Below are 17511 nucleotides of genomic sequence, written 5' to 3'. Positions count from 1 at the left end.
CGACGCGAGAAAGCCCCGGTGAACCGGCGTTCACCGGGGCTTTCGGCGTGTATCGGCAGATACGCTCAGTCCGCCGTGCGGCGCCGGAACGCGCGCAGCGCGAAGGGTGCGAAGACGGCGGTCAGCGCGACCGACCACAGGATGGTCGCCAGTATCGGGTGCTGAAGCGGCAGCGCGGAGGCGTCGGTGGCGTGCGGCCCGTTCCCCCACAGCTGACGCATCGCCTGGACCAGGGAGGACACCGGATTCCACTCGGCGATGGTGCGGAGCCAGGTCGCCATGGGGGCGGTGGGGACGAAGGCGTTCGACAGGAAGGTCAGCGGGAACAGCACGGTGAACATGAAACCGTTGACGGCTTCGACGGACTTGAGCCACGATCCGATGAGGATGCCGAACCAGATCATCCCGAAACCGAACACCAGGACGAGGACGAATCCCAGCACTCCTTCGAGCAACGAGGTGTGAATGCGCCAGCCGATCGCCAGGCCGGTCAGCGCCATCACGACGATCCCGATCGACGAGTGCATCAGCGACGCGATCGCCCGGCCGAGCAGATACGACGTCCGGTTGATGGGGAGAGAACGGAAGCGGTCGACGATCCCCTTGTCGACGTCGGCGGTGATGCCGTTGGAGACGATGAAGGCGGTGAAGACGATGGTCTGGCCCATGATGCCGGGCAGCAGGTACTCGCGATAGCTTCCGCCGCCCGGCACCGGCATGGCGGGGCCGAAGACGAACGCGAACAGCACCACGAACATGATCGGCTGGACGGTGACGTCCGACAGCATCTCCGGCATGCGCTTGGTGTGGATCAAGCTGCGCTGCACCATGATCGACGTCTGACGCCAGAGAGACGGCGGCCGGGCCGCGATGGTTCGGTCGAGGGCGGGGGCGCTCATGCGTCGGCTCCTTCGGAGTCGGCCTCCGGAACGGACTCCGCGCGGTGTCCGGTGAGGCTGAGGAATACGTCGTCGAGGCTGGGCCGCGACAGGCCGAGATCGTCGATGGCGATGCCGGAGTCGTCGAGAACCCGCGCGACATGCGTCAGGTCCGCGAGGCCGCCCGCGGGCAGGGTGAGGGTGCGCGCGTGCCGGTCGACGAACAGGTCGTCGGAGATCGGCGCGAGCAGTGCCTGCGCGGCCGCGAGGTCGGCGGAATGGGTGACGGTGGCCACCAGACTCGCCGCTCCGGCCTGCTGCTTGAGCTCGAGCGGGGTGCCCTCGGCGATGATCTTGCCCGCGTCGATCACGACGATCCGATCGGCGAGCTGATCGGCCTCTTCCAGATACTGCGTGGTCAGCACCAGGGTGGTTCCGTCGTCCACGAGACCGCGCAGCACCTCCCACAACTCGTTGCGGCTGTGCGGGTCGAGGCCGGTGGTCGGTTCGTCCAGGAAGAGCACGGGCGGTGACGCCAGGAGGCTCACCGCGAGGTCGATGCGCCGGCGCATGCCGCCGGAGTATTCGCGGACGGTCTTGTCGCCCGCGTCGGTGAGCGAGAACTGTGCGAGGAGCTGCTCGGTCCGTTCCTTGAGCACGCGGCGGCCGATACCGTACAGCCCGCCGATCATGCGCATGTTCTCCCGGCCGGTGAGCAGTTCGTCGACGGTGGCGGCCTGGCCGGTGAGGCCCATGCTGCGGCGGACGCCGTCCGGCTCGTCGAGGACGTCGAAGCCGTTGATGCGCGCGGTGCCCGAGGTGGGTGCACTCAAGGTGGTCATCATGCGGACGGTGGTGGTCTTGCCCGCGCCGTTGGGCCCGAGCATGCCGAGAACGGTTCCGGTGGGAACGGCGAAGCTGATCCCGTCGACCGCGGTGAAGTCACCGAACTTCTTCACCAGGTCCACGGCTTCGACGGCGATCGAGTCGGTCAGTCGTCTGTTCACTCGATCACCGTACGACGAGATGCCTCACGCCTCCATCGGGTTTTCCGAGGCGACGTCCGCGTTCGGGACCACGCGGATGCTGAGTGCGTCCGCCGCGGCGGCCGGAGGCGCGACCGGCGTCAGTTCCGGCCGCTTCGGCAGTCGGCCGTCGCCGAGGGAGCGTCCGCGGACCTTGCGGATGATCCACGGCGTGAAGAACTCGACGAACCAGCGCGCGTCGCCGAGGGTGCGCAGCACCCGGTTCGGATCGCCGGCCGGAGGCAGCGGCCGTCCCCAATCGGGTGAGCTGTCGGGCAGACCGAGCGCGTGCGCGGCTCCGGCGGCGAAGCGGTCGTGGCCGAGGGGCGAGGCGTGGAGGCGGTCGGGCGACCACGACCGGAGGTCGGAGAGGACCGGCGCCGCATGCAGGTCCACCAGGACGAAGCCGTAGGCGTCGGCGAAGTCGCGCATCATCTGGTTGATCGCTGCGAGCCGCGTTTCGATGCGGCCGGAGAACGGGATGGTCTCCGCGATGTTGGGAAAGGTCGAGACCACCACGTCGGCTCCGGTACCGGCCAGCCGCCGGTAGATGTAGTCGAGGTCGGTGTGCACCTCGCCGAGATCGATCCGGCCGATCACGTCGTTCATGCCGAGTGGTGCGGCGATCAGATCCGGCTCCAGCGCGAGGGCCGGTTCCAGCTGCTCGTCGCGGGTGTTCCGGGTGTTCTTGCCGCGGACCGCGAGGTTGGCGTACCGCAGGTCGGGGTTGTGCCGGGCGAGGTGCTCCGCCAGACGGTCGGCCCAGCCTCGGTAGCCGCTCGCGGGGTCGCCGTCGCACATTCCTTCGGTCTGGGAGTCGCCGATCGCGACGAACCGTGAGTAGTGCATGCGGACGATCTTATTCCGGCGACGGAGGCGGGGTGCCCTGGGTGACTTTACAAAATTATTGTGAATGTCTAGACATCGTACGTAACAACATCTAATGTCAACGTCACTAGTTCGCTGGACGAGGAGGAACACATGGCGAACCCGACGATCGACCGGAGCACCGCCGAGGTGGTGGAATGGCGCGACAAGAAGCGATACCTGTGGTTGCTGGGCCTGGTCCCGCCGACCGCGGTGTTCATGGCCACCGGTCTGGTGGCACTGTTCAACTGGGCATCGGACGCACTCGGCTGGAGCTGGGTGTCGACGGTGTCGCCCGTCTGGTGGTGGATCGGCCCGCTGCTGCTGTACGTGCTGCTGCCGATCCTCGACATCTTCTTCGGTCCGGACGGCCAGAATCCGCCGGACGAGTTGATGGAGCAGCTGGAGAACGACAAGTACTACCGGTACTGCACCTACGCGTACATTCCGTTCCAGCTCGCGAGCGTGGTCCTGGCCTGCTACCTGTGGACGGCTGACGACCTGAGCTGGCTCGGCGTCGACGGAGGCCTCGGGCTCGTCTCCAAGATCGGTCTGGCGCTGTCGATCGGCGTCATGGGCGGCATCGGCATCAACACCGCCCACGAGATGGGACACAAGAAGGTCTCGCTGGAGCGCTGGCTGTCGAAGGTGACGTTGGCGCAGACCTGCTACGGACACTTCTACATCGAGCACAATCGCGGCCACCACGTCCGCGTCGCGACCCCGGAGGACCCGGCCACCTCCCGATTCGGTGAGAGCTTCTGGCGATTCCTGCCGCGCAGTGTGTTCGGCAGCCTCAAGTCCGCGTGGGAGCTGGAGGCGACCCGTCTCAAGCGTCTCGGGCGTCCGGTCCTGCATCCGAGCAACGACGTCCTGAACGCCTGGGCGATGTCGATCGTGCTGTGGGGCGTGCTGACCGCGATCTTCGGATGGCAGATCCTGCCCTTCGCGGCACTGCAGGCCGTCTACGGTTTCTCGCTGCTCGAATCGGTGAACTTCCTGGAACACTACGGACTGCTGCGGCAGAAGAACGAGCGCGGCCGCTACGAGCGCTGCACGCCGGAACACAGCTGGAACAGCGACCACATCTGCACCAACATATTCCTGTACCACCTTCAGCGGCACAGCGATCACCACGCCAATCCGACGCGGCGGTACCAGACGCTGCGGAGTTTCGACGGTGCGCCGAACCTCCCGAGCGGATACGCCAGCATGATCGCGCTGACCTACTTCCCGCCGGTGTGGCGCGGAGTCATGGACCATCGGGTGCTCGAGCACTACGACGGCGACCTCTCGAAGATCAACATCCAGCCCGGCAAGGAACGGAGGGTCCAGGCCCGATACGGAAAGGCATCGGCATGAGCGCCTACCGCTGCGAAGTGTGCGAGTACGTCTACGACGAAGCCGAAGGCGCTCCGCGCGAAGGCTTCCCGCCCGGTACCGCGTGGTCGGACGTCCCCGATGACTGGGCCTGCCCTGACTGCGGCGTCCGCGAGAAGATCGATTTCGAACTGATTGGACAGTGACATGAGCACCACCGACTACAAACTCTTCCGTTGCATGCAGTGCGGCTTCGAATACGACGAGGCCGAGGGCTGGCCGGAGGACGGCATCGCCCCCGGCACCCGCTGGGACGACATCCCGGACGACTGGAGCTGCCCCGACTGCGGGGCGGCCAAGGCCGACTTCGAGATGGTCGAGGTCGCCCGCCCATGACCGGGCAGACCGCATCCGATGCGGGCGTCGTCGTGGTGGGAGCCGGCACCGCCGGCGTCACCGCGGCGGCGACGCTGCGGGCCGAGGGGTACGACGGACCGGTCACGCTGATCGGCGCCGAGCCCGGCACGCCGTACCGGCGGACCGCGCTGTCGAAGGATCTGCTCGGCGCGGACCTCTCCGAGTCCCGGATCGCCCTGCAGAAGCCCGACTTCTGGGCCTCGCGCGGCATCGACATCCGCACGCGGGTCAGCGTCACCGCGATCGACACCGCGGCGCGGACGGTCGCACTCGACGACGGCACCCGGCTCGACTACCGGGCCCTCGTCCTGGCGACCGGCGGCCGGCCGATCCGCCCGTCATGGCTCGCCGCCGACGTGCCGGCCCTGCGCACGCGCGACGATGCGATCGCGATCCGCGACGGTCTGAACGACTCGCAGCGGCTCGTCGTGATCGGCGGCGGGCTGATCGGCCTGGAACTGGCGGCCTCGGCCGCGGCTCACGGCATGTCGGCGACGGTCGTGGAGGCGGGCGGGCGCGTGGCATCGCGAGTGATGCCCGCCGTGGTCTCCGACTACCTGCAGCGGCTCCACGAGGGCAACGGGGTGCGACTGCACCTCGGGTCTGCGGCGCATTCGGCGACCTCCGAGCGGGTGCAGTTGTCAGGCGGGGCCGAGCTGGCGGGCACCGTCGTCGCGGCGATCGGCGCCTCGCCGGAAGTGGCGCTGGCCGCCGCCGCCGGCGTGCCGACCGGCCCGGCCGGGATCGTCGTCGACTCGACGCTGGCCACCGAGGTGCCGGGCGTGTTCGCGGCGGGTGACGCCGCCGGACCGCCGGACCTGCGGACCGGACGGCCCGCTCGCGGCGAGCACTGGTTCGGCGCCACCGATCAGGGCAGGGCGGTCGCGCAGTCGGTGCTCGCCGGACTGCGCGGCGAGCCGGCGGCACCGTTCGTCGAGGTGCCCCGGGCGTGGACCGTGCAGTACGGAGTCAACGTCCAGATGGTGGGGTGGCCCACCGCGGAGGGCGAGGTGGAGCTCGACGGCTCCATCGACGACGCCGACGCCACCGTCCGCACGGTGGTCGACGGAGAACTGGTGGGCGCGGTCACCATCGGTCGGGCGGCGGCGGCCCGCGCGTGCCGCTCGGAGATCGCGGCGGCGCTAGTCTCGAAGGTGTGAGTGCCCCAGCCCAGTCCTCGTCCAGCTTCGCGGTCGCGAGCAAGCAGCTGCTGCGTACGACGCTGCTGGACGGTCTCCGCACTCTGCTGCGAGAGAAGGACTGGGCTCGGGTGACGATGGCCGACGTCGCCCGGCAGGCCGGTGTCAGCAGGCAGACCGTGTACAACGAGTTCGCCTCCCGCGCCGGCCTGTCGCAGGCCTACGCGCTGCGATTGGCGGACGAGTTCACCGGCGAGATCGGCGCGGCCGTGGCCGCGAACGTCGGAGACGTGACCGGTGCGCTGCGATCGGGTTTCGCCCGCTTCCTGGCCAGTGCCGCCGACGACCCGATGATCCAGTCGCTGCTGTCGGGCGAGGCCAAACCGGACCTGCTGAAGCTGATCACCACCGACGCCGCGCCGATCATCGCCGCGGCGAGTGACCGCCTCGAGGTGATCCTCGTGGAGTCGTGGATCGCCATCGACGCGGAGACGGCCGGCCGGATCGCGCGGATGATCGCGCGCACGGCACTGAGCTACGTGGCCATGCCGCCCGCCCCGGACGCCGACAGCGACGTCGCCGACGACCTCGCGTCGGTGCTCGCACCGGCCGTGATCGCGGCCCGCGCGTCCGAGCGCGACGGCGCGTCCTGAGCCGCCGCGCCCGGCGTCAGCGGGCCAGGAAGGCCCGAACGGTCGACTCGAAGGCGTCCTTGGCTTCGATCATCACCCAGTGGCCGCACTGGGGGAAGACGTGCAGTTCGGCTTCCGGAATCAGCCGCATCGGCGCCATCGACATGTCGGGCGGGCTGACGCGGTCGTCGCGGCCCCAGGTCAGCAGGGTGGGGCACTTCACCTTGTGCATCATCGCCCAGTAGGGCGGAGTGTCGGCGTTCGCCTGGTACTGCTGCATCATCTCGAAGGCCTTCGACCCGTACATCATCGCGGCGGTCTTCTGTGCGGCCGGATCGTTGGCGGCGGCCCACCGCTCGTCGATCAGGTCGTCGGTCACCAGTGCGCGGTCGTAGACCATGGAGTTGAGCCACCGGACCAACTTGTCGCGGTCGGGTGCGTCGGTGAACTCCTGGAGCAGACGGATTCCCTCCGACGGGCTGGGGCTGAAGATGTTCGGCCCCACGCCGCCGATGGTGATCAGCTTCTCTACCCGGTCCGGATACTTGATCGCGAGGTTGATGCCGACGACGCCGCCCATCGAATTGCCGATCATCGCCGCCGAGGCGATGCCGAGGGCGTCCATGAACCGGATGACGGATGCGCCCGCGGTCAGGACGGGATGGCCGTCGACGGGATCGGAGACGCCGAACCCCGGGAACTCGATGATGTAGCAGTGGTGCGTCTCGGCGAAGAAGCCGAGATTGCCGCGGTAGTTGCGCCAGCCGTTGACGCCGGGGCCGGATCCGTGAAGCAGGATGAGCACGTCGTCGTTGTGCTCACCGGCCTCGTGATACCGGATTACTCCCTCGTCGGTGCTGATCTCGCGTCTGGTTCCCTCGTAGGTCACGTCCATTCCGCCATAATAGAACGTGTTCTAGTTGCTGGTTGGACGTATCCTGGAGCGCGTGAAGATCGATGTCTCAGTTCCGCTCGTCGCCGCAGGTCTGATCGGCGGGTTCGCCGCCGCCCGATACTCCGGGATCCGTCCCCTCGGCGGTGCCGTGCTCGCCGCCGCCGGCGTCGGCGCCGGCCGCAGCTGGCTCCATCGCGGCGCAGCCGTTACGGGAGCTTTGTCGGCAACGTACCTCGGTGCGTTCGGAATCTCACACCCGCTGGCGAAGAAGCTGGGCGCATGGCCGTCCGTGCTGGTCGTGACGGGCGCGGCCACAGGTGTGACGGCGGTCGCCTTGACGCTCGCTGACAGATCGGCTCAGTGATTCACAGGAAGTCGGGGGAGAATCGTCGAGTGGTGCACGGCACCGCTCTTTGCTCTCGAGGGGATAGATGGTGATTCGACGTAATTCCGCCGCGCTGGTGTCATGCCTGGTGGGCGTGGCGATGGTGCTCGCCGCGTGCAGCGGTGGCACTTCGGCCCCGCCTCCGGCTCCCGCGGCGATCGGCGTGCCCGTGGCGAACGGCAAGCCGATCAATCCGACGACGCCGATCGTCGTCGACGCGACCGGAGGAGAACTCACCGCTGTGACGGTGACCAACGCGGCGGGTAAGAAGGTCGACGGAAAGCTCGACGCCACCGCGACGCATTGGACCACCTCCGAGGACCTCGGGTACGGCGGGACCTACACCGTGGACGCCACAGCGGTCAACAGCGACAAGAAGCCGACTACGAAGTCGTTCACCGTCACCACCATCACCCCCGACGACACCGCGTACGCCAACGTCGTCCCGGCGCCGGACGTGGTCTCCGACGTCGGCATCGGCGTCGGTCAGCCGATGGTCTTCCAGTTCACCAAGCCGGTGAAGGACAAGGCCGAAGTGACCAAACACCTCAAAGTGACGACCACACCCGCTCAGCCGGGTGCCTGGTACTGGATCGACGACCAGAACGTCCACTACCGCGGCCCCGAATACTGGAAGCCGGGCACCAAGATCCACATCGAAGCCGACGTCTACGGCGTCGATCTCGGCGGCGGCGTCTACGGCGCCGAGGACAACGCCGTCGACTACACCGTCCACGACTCCTGGGTGGCGAAGGCCGACGGCGCCACCGAACTGCTCACCGTCTTCCACAACGGCGAGCAGGTCAAACAGATGCCGATGAGCCTCGGCGAGCCGAACAATCCGTCGCACACCGGTCCGCACGTCGTGTCCGAGAAGGCCGCGCAGACCGTCATGGACTCGTGCACCTTCGGTGTCTGCCAGGGCGATCCCGGCTACTACCGCGAGACCGTCTACAACGATCTGCGGATCTCGAACGACGGTGAGTTCGTGCACTCCGCGCCGTGGTCGGTGGGTCAGCAGGGCGCCTCGAACGTCTCGCACGGCTGCGTGAATCTGAGTCCGGCCGACTCGCAGTGGATGTTCGACCACTTCGGTCTCGGCGACGTCGTCGAGATCACCAACTCGGGCGGCCCGCCGCTGCCCGTCTGGGACACCTACGGCGACTGGGAACTCAGCTGGGATCAGTGGAAGGCGGGCAACGCCTGACGAGCTGACGCGGGCGCTCAAGCCTCGGTGTCGCCACCGAGCGAGGCCTCGTCCTCCGCGTTGAACGTCTCCTCCAGCGTCGCCGGACTGTAATCGACGTCGATGTCTTCGACGTTCCTTCCGCGCGCGGACTCGATCGCGTGCAGCCTGCGCTGCGCGCGATCTGCCGCGTACTCGAGGAAGTCGTCGTTGTCGATGCCGAACGGCGGTTCGTCGAACTGATCGTCGACCCAGGCGATCATGCCCATCGCGAGGGGGATCAGTTCGCCGAACCTGTCGGTGACCACCTGCCAGAGCGAGTCGTCGGCCGCCACGTGCCTGCGGCAGGTGAACGTGCCCCAGGCCATATGCCTGGTCTCGTCCTCGGCGATTCGGCCGATCAACTGCTGCATTCCCGGCAGGATCTCGGTTTCGACGCAGATGCGCCGCCACGCGTAGTAGCCGGTGAGTGCCAGGCTTCCCTCGATCACGTGGTTGTAGGTGACGCTGGCGCGGACCTGGTTGACCGGCGACGGGTCGGCGGAGAGCACCCGTAGCGACTGCGGCAGCTGTTCGTAGAAGAGCTGCCGGTAGTAGGGGTTCTCGGCGACGTACGGGTGCAGATCGCCGGTGAGGCCCACGGCGTCCATCCAGAGTCGGAAACCCTGGGCGTGCTTGGCCTCCTCGAGGCAGAACTGCGACAGGTACATCTCGTCACCGAACCGGTCCTCGGACGCCATCGCGTCCATGAAGGGCCGGATGTCCTGGGTCACCGCCTCCTCTCCCGCGACGAACTGCGAGACGAGGTAGGTGGCGCTCCGGCGTTGCTCGTCGCCGAGCGCGGCCCAGTCCCGCGCATCTCGGGAGAAATCGATCGCCGCGGGATTCCAGGTCTTGGCGTTGCCCTTGGTGAACAGTCGGAGCGGGAACGACTGCCAGTTCATCCCGCCCGCTCGCAGTGAGGTGAAGTCATGGCGCACATCGGATTCTGGGGAGGCAGTGGTCACGGGAATCACTTCCGGAGGTCGTATCGGCTGGGTGCTGCCGACGCTAGTGCGTTCCGCACGGGATCGAAGCGGATTCGGTGTCCGATCGGTCGGGATCGTTAGTCTGGGAGCATGTGGCCTCGTCCCGAGACGATGACGCGCACCCTGGTGGTGTCGGTGAGCGCCGCCCTGTGGTGCTCGGTGTGGTGCGCGATCTTCGCCGCGGGGATCCGGGGATCGGAGAGTCTCACGCTGGCGACGGTGGCACTGCTCGCCGCGATCGCCGGCGGGTTCGCGATCCCGACGGCGTGGATGTCGTTGACCGTCGGCGCGCTGGGCGTCGGTGCGGCGATCGGCGCGGCGGCCGGCGGCGTGCCGTGGGTCGCCGTCCCCGCCGCCTTGGTCGGAGTGATCTGCGTCGTGATCTGGCTGTTTCGGGTGGTTCCGCGGATCTGGCTCTATCGGCAGGGGACGCGGGTCCGCGGAACAGTGGTCGAGTCCGACGGCGACCGTGCCGAGGCGATCGAGAGCACCCACGCCACCGTCCACTACCGGATCGAGTATCGGGACGCGGAGGGCCGAACCCATCAGTTGACCGGCAGAGACGAGTTCCCCCTCGGCGCTCGGCCGTTGGTCGGCGATACGGCCGAGGTGTACTACGCCGAGGCCAAGCCCGAGCGGGCCGTGGCGGTCTTCGGGACGACGCCGCGCGACTGACCCGGCGCCGGGCGGTTCGCGCGAGGAGCGCGTCAGTCTGCCGCGCGCGCGTCCTGGGACGTGTCGGCGGCGATGGCGCCCGGCCACCAGATCCGCGGTCCGATGTCGAGGGTGAGCGCCGGAACCAGCAGCGATCGCACGATCAGCGTGTCGACGAGGACGCCGAACGCGACGAGGAAGGCCACCTGGGCCAGGAACAGCAGCGGGATCACCGCGAGGGCGCTGAACGTGGCGGCGAGCACCAGACCGGCTGCGCTGATGACGCCGCCGGTGCCGGTGAGGGCTCTGATCATCCCGTCGCGGGTGCCGTGTGCCTGCGCCTCCTCCCGGGCCCGGGTCATCAGGAAGATGTTGTAGTCGATGCCGAGCGCCACGAGGAACACGAACGCGAACAGCGGGACGACGGGATCGGCGCCGGGAAAGCCGAACGGGCCGTTGAACATCAGTGCCGCGACGCCCAGCGCGGTCCCGAACGACAGAACCGTGGTCGCGAGCAGGATCAGCGGTGCGAGAAGGCTCCGCAGCAGGACGACGAGGACGGCGAGGACCACAGCCAACACGATGGGGATGATGACGTTGCGGTCGCGTTCGGCGGTGGTCCGGGTGTCCAGGTCGACAGCCGTGGCGCCGCCGACCTCCGCGTCGGCACCGGGGACGGACGAGACGGCGTTCCGGATCCGCACCACGGTGTCCTGTGCGGCGAGGGAGTTCGGGTCATCGCTCAGCGTCACCTGAATCGCCTGCCTCCCATCGTGGGTGACGGGACCCGATGCGGCGGCGAGGATCTCGGCGGCTGCGACGCCGTCGACCGCACGAACCCGTTCCGCGGTTCGGACCGCGGCCGCATCGTCGGTGATCACCCAGGTGGGGGTGCCCGACCCGGCGTCGAAGTGCCTGCCGTGCATCTGCGCGCCGGTCACCGATTCGGTCTCACCGAGGAAGAAGTCGTCGGTGGAGACGCCGCCGGCGCGGAACGCGGGGGCGAATGCGGCGCCGATGACGAGCACCAGGAGGGTGAGCGCCCAGATCTTGCGCGGCGAACGGGCGACGAATGCGGCGACCCGTTGCCAGATCCGGTGCGTCGAACCTGTGGCCGGCCCGGGCCGGCGCGGCCAGAACGCGGTGCGTCCGATGAGCGCGAGGGCGGCCGGGAGGAAGGTGATCGAGACGAGCAACGAGGCGGCGATGCCGATCGCCGCGATCGGGCCGAGGCTGCGATTCGAGTTCAGGTCGGACAGCAGCAGACAGAGGACGCCCAGGATCACGGTGGCAGCCGACGCGCAGATCGGCGGGAGGGTGGCGCGCCACGCGGTGCGCAGGGCCGCGCGTGCGTCCGGTTCCGCCGACAGCGCCTCGCGGTAGCGAGCCACCAGAAGCAGGGCGTAGTCGGTGGCGGCGCCGAAGACCAGGATGAACAGGATTCCCTGGCTCTGCCCGTTGAGTTCCAGGGTGCCCGCGGACGCGAGCCAGTAGACCACGCCCGACGCCAGTGCGAGGGCGAAGACTGCGGAGAGCAGCACCACCAGCGGCAGGATCGGCGAGCGGTACACGACGATCAGGATCGCCAGCACCACCGCCCCGGCCACCAGCAACAGGACGCCGTCGATGCCCGCGAAGGCGTTCGAGAGGTCGGCGGCCTGGGCGGCGGGGCCGGTCACGGCCACTGCCACTCCGGGCGGTGGATTCGCCAGCGCATCGCGCAGCTTCCCGATCTGCTCCTTCGGTTTCCCGTCAGTGGAGACCGGGACGAACAGTTGGACGGCCGCACCGTCCGCCGCCCCGATCGCGGGAGAGAACTGCGGTGCGAAGCCCGGTGTTCCGGCCAGTGGAGTCACGGCGTCGGAGACGAAGGCGGTGTCGGCCGCAGTCATCGGCCCGCCGTCCTGCTTCTCCGCGACGACGATCGCCGGGAAGTAGCCGGTGTCGGTGAACGCGGGCAGCTGCTCGGCCACGCGGGTCGACTCGGCCGACGAGGGCAGGAACGCGCTCGCGTCGTCGGTGGTGACCGTGCTGAGCTTTCCGGCCAGCGGTCCGGTGGCCCCGGCCACCCCAAGCCAGATCAGCACGAGCACGGCGGGCACCAGCGTGCGGGCGAGCCGCGAGGAGGTCATGGCCTCCATGTCTACCGGCTATGCGGTGTTCGCACCATCGAGAGCGCCGGTCGGCTGCCTCACCAGATGCGGACGCGATCGGCGGGCGGCAGATACAGCGCATCGCCGGGGACGACGTCGAACGCGTCGTAGAAGGCGTCGACGTTGCGGACCACACCGTTGCAGCGGAACTCCGGCGGCGAGTGCGGGTCGATGGCCAGACGCCGGATGGCTTCCTCGTCCCGGGTCTTGGTACGCCAGATCTGGGCCCAGCTGTAGAAGACCCGTTGCCGTCCGGTCAGTCCGTCGATCACCGGCGGCGTGGCGCCGGACTTCTCCTGCGCGATCTCGTACGCCACCAGGGCGATCGACAGCCCACCCAGATCGCCGATGTTCTCACCGAGGGTGAACTCGCCGTTCACCTTGTACTTCTCGTCCAGCCCGTGAGGCGTGAACTCGCCGTACTGCGCTGCCAGTGCCGAAGTGCGCTTGCCGAACTCGGCCCGGTCGTCGTCGGTCCACCAGTCCACCAGGTTGCCGTCGCCGTCGTACTTCGCGCCCTGGTCGTCGAAGCCGTGGCCGATCTCGTGGCCGATCACCGCGCCGATGCCGCCGTAGTTGGCCGCGTCGTCGGCGTTCGGATCGAAGAACGGGGGCTGCAGGATCGCCGCCGGGAAGACGATCTCGTTCATCCCCGGGTTGTAGTAGGCGTTCACCGTCTGCGGCGTCATGAACCACTCGTCGCGATCGACGGGGCGGCCGATCTTGCGGAGCTCGCGTGCGGTCTCGAAAGCCGCGGCGCGGCGGGAGTTGCCGACGAGGTCGGTGCGGTCGACCTCCAGCGTCGAGTAGTCGATCCACTTGGCCGGGTAGCCGATCTTGGGGGTGAACTTGTCGAGTTTCGCCAGGGCCCGGGCGCGCGTCGCCTCGGTCATCCAGGGCAGATCGCCGATGTTGCGGCGATACGCCTCGACGAGATTGGCGATCAGTTCGTCCATCCGGGCCTTCGCCTCGGGCGGGAAGTGTCGCTCCACGTATAGTTCGCCGACCGCGAAGCCTGCCGCCTGCTCGACGAAACCGACACCGCGCTTCCATCGGTCGCGGATCACCTCGGCACCGGTGAGGGTCTTGCCGTAGAACGCGAAGTTCTCGTCGACGAAGTCGCTGGAGAGATACGGTGCGACGGTGCGCAGCAGCCGCCAGGCGAGCCAGCTCTTCCATGAATCGAGCGGCTGCGAGGTGAGCAGTCCGGCGCTCGACTCGATGAACGACGGCTGACCGATCACCACCTCCGCGAACGTCTCGCCCGCGTCGAGACCAGTCAGCCAGCCGGCGAGATCGAAACCGGCGGCGAGATCGCCGAACTCCGCGAGGGTCCGCAGGTTGTAGGCGGCCTCGGCGTCGCGTCGCCGCACCACGTCCCAGTGATGCGATGCGATCGCGGTCTCGAGGTCGAAGATCGCCGTCGCCTGCCGTTGTGCGTCGGCGACACCGGCCAGTCCGAGCATCGCGGCGATGTGAGCGCGATAGGCCTCGCGCACGGCGGCGTGATTGTCTTCGCGATAGTAGGACTCGTCGGGCAGTCCGAGACCGCTCTGGGTGATGTGCACCAGGTAGCGGTCGGACCGTCGCGCATCGGTGTCGACGTAGAAGCCGAACAGGCCGCCCACCCCCTCGCGCTGCAGACGCCCCATCAGAGCGGCCAGTTCGGAGGTGTCGGAGACGCCGGCGATCTCCTGGAGCTGATCGGCGATCGGTGCGACCCCGAGTTCCTCGACCCGATCGACGTCCATGAACGACGCGTAGAGGTCGCCGATCCTGGCTGCGGGCGTGCCCGACTCGGGGGAGCCCTCGGCGCACTCCTCGACGATCGCGCGGACGTCCTCCTCAGCGTTGTCGCGCAGCACGTGGAACGCTCCGTCGATGCTGCGATCGTCCGGAATCCGGTGGCTGGCAAGCCATTTCCCGTTGACGTGGGTGAAGAGGTCGTCTGCGGCGCGTACGGATGGTTCGACCCACTCGAGGTCGAGCCCGGAGGTCTGCTCGATAGTCACGCCCTCCATAGTGACATCACGCCGGGGTTTATTCCCCGAGCCGCGCATCCATCGACCAGACGAGCAGTTCGCAATCGGTGGCCGCCCGGACGACGGTTCCGCCGAAGTCGGTGGCGCGCAGGGCGTCGGAGGCCTCCAGCGTCTCGCCCTCCACCTGCGCGGTGCCGCGGGTGACGAACAGGTGTGTGAAGCGGGACGACGGCACCGCGACGGTCTGTCCGGGAGTGAGTCTGGCCGCGGAGAGGGTGGCCCCGCGGTTGGCGATTCGGATCGCGGAGTCGTGGCGGGGGGAACCGGAGGCGACGGTGACGAGGCGTCCCGGTCGCAGTTCGCCCGAGATGTCGAGTTGCTCGTAGCCGGGTGTGATGCCGTACTCGTCGGGCATCACCCACATCTGGATGAAGTGCACCGACTCGTCCGCCGACTCGGCGTCGTCGTTGCGTTCGGAGTGCAGGATGCCGGTGCCTGCGCTCATCCGCTGTGCGAGGCCGGGATAGATGACGCCGCTGTGTCCTTCGGAGTCCTGGTGGACCAGCGATCCCGACAGCACCCAGGTGACGATCTCGGTGTCAGCGTGCGGATGTGTGTCGAAGCCCTCACCGGGTGAGATCACGTCCTCGTTCTGCACCAGGAGCACGCCGTGGTGGGTGTTCGCCGGGTCGTAATGGTCGCCGAACGAGAAGGAGTGGGCCGAGTCGAGCCAGCCGGTGGTGGTGCGCGCGCGGTCCGTGGAACGCAGGATGGACGTGCTCATGGAGTCCATTGTCCTCCGTCGCCCGGAACGGATGCCGTGAGCGGCGCGTTGTGCGATTGTGACCACATAGTTCCCGGAATGCGAGCTTGTGGCCAGAGAAACGGGTGGGAATGAAGTGATAATTGGGACTATGGTTTCGCGGGTTGGAAGAGCGGTGTTCGCTGTCGTCGCTGCGCTGGCCGTGGTTCTCGCCATGGTCTCGTGCTCTTCCGACGACGATTCGGATGCTTCGCGTGCGGTCTCGGCATTCGCGGACGCGATCAGCAGGCAGGACACGCAGGGAGCGGCCGACCTGACGACGTCGCCGAGTCAGGCGGCCGAGCTGCTCGGCGTCACGTTCGCGGGAATGCATCCGCGTGAGGTGTCCGTCGACACCGGGCGGCTCGTGGAGTACAGCGACGGCAGCGCCTCGTTCACCCTGACCATCACGTGGAACTGGGCGGGCGACCGGAGTTTCCAGACCAAGACCTCGGGGTCGGCACGCCGGCTCTCCTCCGGCTGGAAGGTCCAGTGGGATCCGGGGCTGCTGTACACCGGCCTCACCCCGGACGGCCGACTGCAGGAGGTCCGCACCGACGCCACTCCGGCGCCGGTGGTGCGCAGCGCGTCGGGCAAGCCGTTCATGCAGATGGAGCCGGTCAACGAGATCACCATCGACCCGGCCGCGACCAAGGATCTCGACAAGTCGGTGCGAGCGCTGGCGAACGCGGTGGCTCCGGTGGCCCCGATGGTGACGGTGAAATCGATCGACGACAAGCTCGCCGCTTCCCAGGGACGGCAGGTGGTCGCGGTGACGCTGCGCGACTCCGACATGCAGATTCTCACTTCCGATCCGGCTCGGATCGCGGGAGTCAACGTCAACAAGTCGGGCATGCTCGTGATGACCGACCGCCGGCTGTCGACCCCGCTGAGCGCCGGTCTGACGAACTACTGGAACGCGATCCGCGACGCCACCGCCGGCTGGCAGGTGCAGCTCGTGGCGCCCGGGGCGCCGCCGCAGAAACTCGCCGGGCATCAGGGCGGGGCGGGCCCGGACATCGTGACGACGATCGACCCGAACGAACAGCTCACCCTGGGCGACGCCGCCGTCGAGGTGGCGCAGCCGGCGACGATCATGACCCTCGACGCCGCCACCGGAGCGATCCGCGGGATGGCGCAGAACGACGCCGCGGCCGCCAAGAACATCGAGGCGGGCATCGCCTATCCCGTCGGCAGCACCCTCGACCCGGTGTTCGACGCGATCGCGGCGGAGGGCAAGGGCGCCGATCAGCACAGCGCGGAGTCGGTGCTGCACTCACTCGGGTTGGGCCTGCAGTTCACGGTTCCGGGAATGAGCCTGCCGAGCGGCACCGCGCCCAAGGTGTCCGCCGCCGCTTACCACCCGAAGGATTACACGGCGTCGATGATCAACATGGCGGCCCTGGGAGTCGCCCTGGAACGAGCCGGCGGTGACCGGACCGCGGCTCCGCCGTTCGTCATCAAAGGGTCGAAGACCAAGGTCACCGGGGGCCAGTTGGGCAAACTCGACGACGGCGTGGTCCGGCGGATCCAGGCGTCCATGACGACCACGGCGAAGACCGGCGACGCCAGCGATCTGACCCGTGCTCCCGGCCTCAAGGCGCTGGTCGGCACCAACGGGCCACAGGGACCCGGTTGGTTCGTCGGCTCTCAGGGCGGCAAGATCATCGTCATCTACTGCGAGGGCGACAAGTCCGGTACCGCGGCCCTTCAGGTGGCGCAGAAGTACTTCACGCTGAAGTGACGCGGCGCCGCGTCACCAGACCGGCGACGGCGCGCCAGCCCAGCAGCAGGACACCGGTCGCGATGGTGGCGACGATGCAGAACGAGAGGGCCGTGCCCTGCCCGGAGACCACGCGCAGCAGCATCCCGACGACGACGGTCGAGACCCAGACCGCGACGCCGGCGGGCCAGAGTGCGGCGGGCGCGAGGTCTCGGCCCCGGGTGGTCGCGGCGGCGATCGCCCAGCCGGCGATCGCTCCGACGAGGAACGGCCACAGGGTCGTCAGGAATCCGGTGAACGAGCCGGCCTCTTCGTGGCTGCTGCGGCCGACGGCGACGAACACGCAGATCGCCGCGAAGTCGGCGACGGCGGGGAGGACGAGACGTCGCTGAACCGGCGCGACGGATACGGGTGCGGTCATGTCC

18 protein-coding genes are annotated in these 17511 nt (G+C 68.4%); 9 read left to right on the top strand and 9 right to left on the bottom strand.

The window, feature by feature from the left end; all coding sequences use genetic code 11:
• Positions 1 to 65: 65 nt before the first annotated feature.
• From ACK8HH_RS17580 to ACK8HH_RS17570, 3 genes are read right to left on the bottom strand one after another with little or no spacing between them, the layout of a single operon-like run.
• A complete protein-coding gene (locus ACK8HH_RS17580) occupies positions 66 to 899 on the bottom strand; it encodes an ABC transporter permease (protein WP_006896835.1) in 834 nt (277 codons plus the stop codon).
• Positions 896 to 1885: an ATP-binding cassette domain-containing protein gene (locus tag ACK8HH_RS17575; protein ID WP_006896834.1), complete on the bottom strand. Its 990-nt coding sequence runs from the start codon at positions 1883 to 1885 to the stop codon at positions 896 to 898. Before ACK8HH_RS17575 ends, ACK8HH_RS17580 begins: the two co-directional genes overlap by 4 nt.
• Before the next feature lie 24 nt (positions 1886 to 1909).
• Positions 1910 to 2752, bottom strand: coding sequence for an SGNH/GDSL hydrolase family protein (locus ACK8HH_RS17570; RefSeq protein ID WP_278125408.1), 843 nt, complete (start codon positions 2750 to 2752; stop codon positions 1910 to 1912).
• Between the two features lie 132 nt (positions 2753 to 2884).
• Here ACK8HH_RS17570 and ACK8HH_RS17565 point away from each other — a divergent pair, with 132 nt between their 5' ends.
• The 5 genes from ACK8HH_RS17565 to ACK8HH_RS17545 are packed head-to-tail and all read left to right on the top strand — an operon-like array spanning position 2885 to position 6299.
• Entirely contained in the window at positions 2885 to 4132 is a 1248-nt protein-coding gene (locus ACK8HH_RS17565) for an alkane 1-monooxygenase (RefSeq protein ID WP_006896832.1), read from the top strand.
• Positions 4129 to 4296, top strand: a complete 168-nt coding sequence (locus tag ACK8HH_RS17560) for a rubredoxin (protein ID WP_006896831.1) — start codon at positions 4129 to 4131, stop codon at positions 4294 to 4296. The genes ACK8HH_RS17565 and ACK8HH_RS17560 overlap by 4 nt, the downstream gene beginning before the upstream one ends.
• A 1-nt stretch (position 4297) precedes the next feature.
• On the top strand, positions 4298 to 4486 hold the full coding sequence (locus tag ACK8HH_RS17555; protein WP_006896830.1) for a rubredoxin: 189 nt from the start codon (positions 4298 to 4300) through the stop codon (positions 4484 to 4486).
• Positions 4483 to 5667 (top strand): NAD(P)/FAD-dependent oxidoreductase, encoded by a 1185-nt coding sequence (locus tag ACK8HH_RS17550; RefSeq protein WP_062367269.1) that lies wholly within the window; start codon positions 4483 to 4485, stop codon positions 5665 to 5667. Before ACK8HH_RS17555 ends, ACK8HH_RS17550 begins: the two co-directional genes overlap by 4 nt.
• Positions 5664 to 6299, top strand: a complete 636-nt coding sequence (locus tag ACK8HH_RS17545) for a TetR family transcriptional regulator (RefSeq protein WP_006896828.1) — start codon at positions 5664 to 5666, stop codon at positions 6297 to 6299. The genes ACK8HH_RS17550 and ACK8HH_RS17545 overlap by 4 nt, the downstream gene beginning before the upstream one ends.
• Positions 6300 to 6315: 16 nt before the next feature.
• Here ACK8HH_RS17545 and ACK8HH_RS17540 read toward each other — a convergent pair whose 3' ends face one another.
• Positions 6316 to 7173, bottom strand: coding sequence for an alpha/beta fold hydrolase (locus ACK8HH_RS17540; RefSeq protein ID WP_045540643.1), 858 nt, complete (start codon positions 7171 to 7173; stop codon positions 6316 to 6318).
• A 52-nt stretch (positions 7174 to 7225) separates the two neighbouring features.
• Here ACK8HH_RS17540 and ACK8HH_RS17535 point away from each other — a divergent pair, with 52 nt between their 5' ends.
• Both ACK8HH_RS17535 and ACK8HH_RS17530 read left to right on the top strand, forming a co-directional pair.
• A complete protein-coding gene (locus ACK8HH_RS17535; RefSeq protein ID WP_039867616.1) occupies positions 7226 to 7537 on the top strand; it encodes a hypothetical protein in 312 nt (103 codons plus the stop codon).
• Between the two features lie 121 nt (positions 7538 to 7658).
• Positions 7659 to 8765 carry a L,D-transpeptidase gene (locus tag ACK8HH_RS17530; RefSeq protein WP_231650334.1) on the top strand — a complete coding sequence of 369 codons (1107 nt, stop codon included), beginning with the start codon at positions 7659 to 7661 and terminating at the stop codon, positions 8763 to 8765.
• 17 nt (positions 8766 to 8782) lie between these two features.
• On the opposite strand, the gene ACK8HH_RS17525 is transcribed toward ACK8HH_RS17530, so the two are convergent.
• Positions 8783 to 9751 carry a R2-like ligand-binding oxidase gene (locus tag ACK8HH_RS17525; protein ID WP_412475420.1) on the bottom strand — a complete coding sequence of 323 codons (969 nt, stop codon included), beginning with the start codon at positions 9749 to 9751 and terminating at the stop codon, positions 8783 to 8785.
• 111 nt (positions 9752 to 9862) lie between these two features.
• Here ACK8HH_RS17525 and ACK8HH_RS17520 point away from each other — a divergent pair, with 111 nt between their 5' ends.
• Positions 9863 to 10447, top strand: coding sequence for a DUF3592 domain-containing protein (locus ACK8HH_RS17520; protein WP_412475419.1), 585 nt, complete (start codon positions 9863 to 9865; stop codon positions 10445 to 10447).
• Positions 10448 to 10479: 32 nt separating this feature from the next.
• On the opposite strand, the gene ACK8HH_RS17515 is transcribed toward ACK8HH_RS17520, so the two are convergent.
• Genes ACK8HH_RS17515 through ACK8HH_RS17505 form a run of 3 tightly spaced genes read right to left on the bottom strand, consistent with a single transcriptional unit; the run spans position 10480 to position 15345 of the window.
• Complete coding sequence (locus tag ACK8HH_RS17515) at positions 10480 to 12558, bottom strand: MMPL family transporter (RefSeq protein WP_412475418.1); 2079 nt, start codon at positions 12556 to 12558, stop codon at positions 10480 to 10482.
• 59 nt (positions 12559 to 12617) lie between these two features.
• Positions 12618 to 14600, bottom strand: coding sequence for a M13 family metallopeptidase (locus tag ACK8HH_RS17510; protein ID WP_412475417.1), 1983 nt, complete (start codon positions 14598 to 14600; stop codon positions 12618 to 12620).
• Between the two features lie 19 nt (positions 14601 to 14619).
• Positions 14620 to 15345 carry a pirin family protein gene (locus tag ACK8HH_RS17505; protein WP_412475416.1) on the bottom strand — a complete coding sequence of 242 codons (726 nt, stop codon included), beginning with the start codon at positions 15343 to 15345 and terminating at the stop codon, positions 14620 to 14622.
• A 130-nt stretch (positions 15346 to 15475) separates the two neighbouring features.
• Here ACK8HH_RS17505 and ACK8HH_RS17500 point away from each other — a divergent pair, with 130 nt between their 5' ends.
• Positions 15476 to 17107, top strand: coding sequence for an NTF2-like N-terminal transpeptidase domain-containing protein (locus ACK8HH_RS17500; protein ID WP_045540028.1), 1632 nt, complete (start codon positions 15476 to 15478; stop codon positions 17105 to 17107).
• Here ACK8HH_RS17500 and ACK8HH_RS17495 read toward each other — a convergent pair.
• Positions 17094 to 17507 carry a DUF3054 domain-containing protein gene (locus ACK8HH_RS17495; RefSeq protein WP_412475415.1) on the bottom strand — a complete coding sequence of 138 codons (414 nt, stop codon included), beginning with the start codon at positions 17505 to 17507 and terminating at the stop codon, positions 17094 to 17096. The two genes, ACK8HH_RS17500 and ACK8HH_RS17495, sit on opposite strands and share 14 nt — an antisense overlap.
• Between the last annotated feature and the right edge of the window lie 4 nt (positions 17508 to 17511).

Source organism: Gordonia sp. LUNF6, from assembly GCF_047041125.1.
GTDB classification, from domain to species: domain Bacteria; phylum Actinomycetota; class Actinomycetes; order Mycobacteriales; family Mycobacteriaceae; genus Gordonia; species Gordonia sihwensis.
Note: the sequence above shows the minus strand (reverse complement) of the source record. Positions and strands in the feature narration are given on the sequence as shown.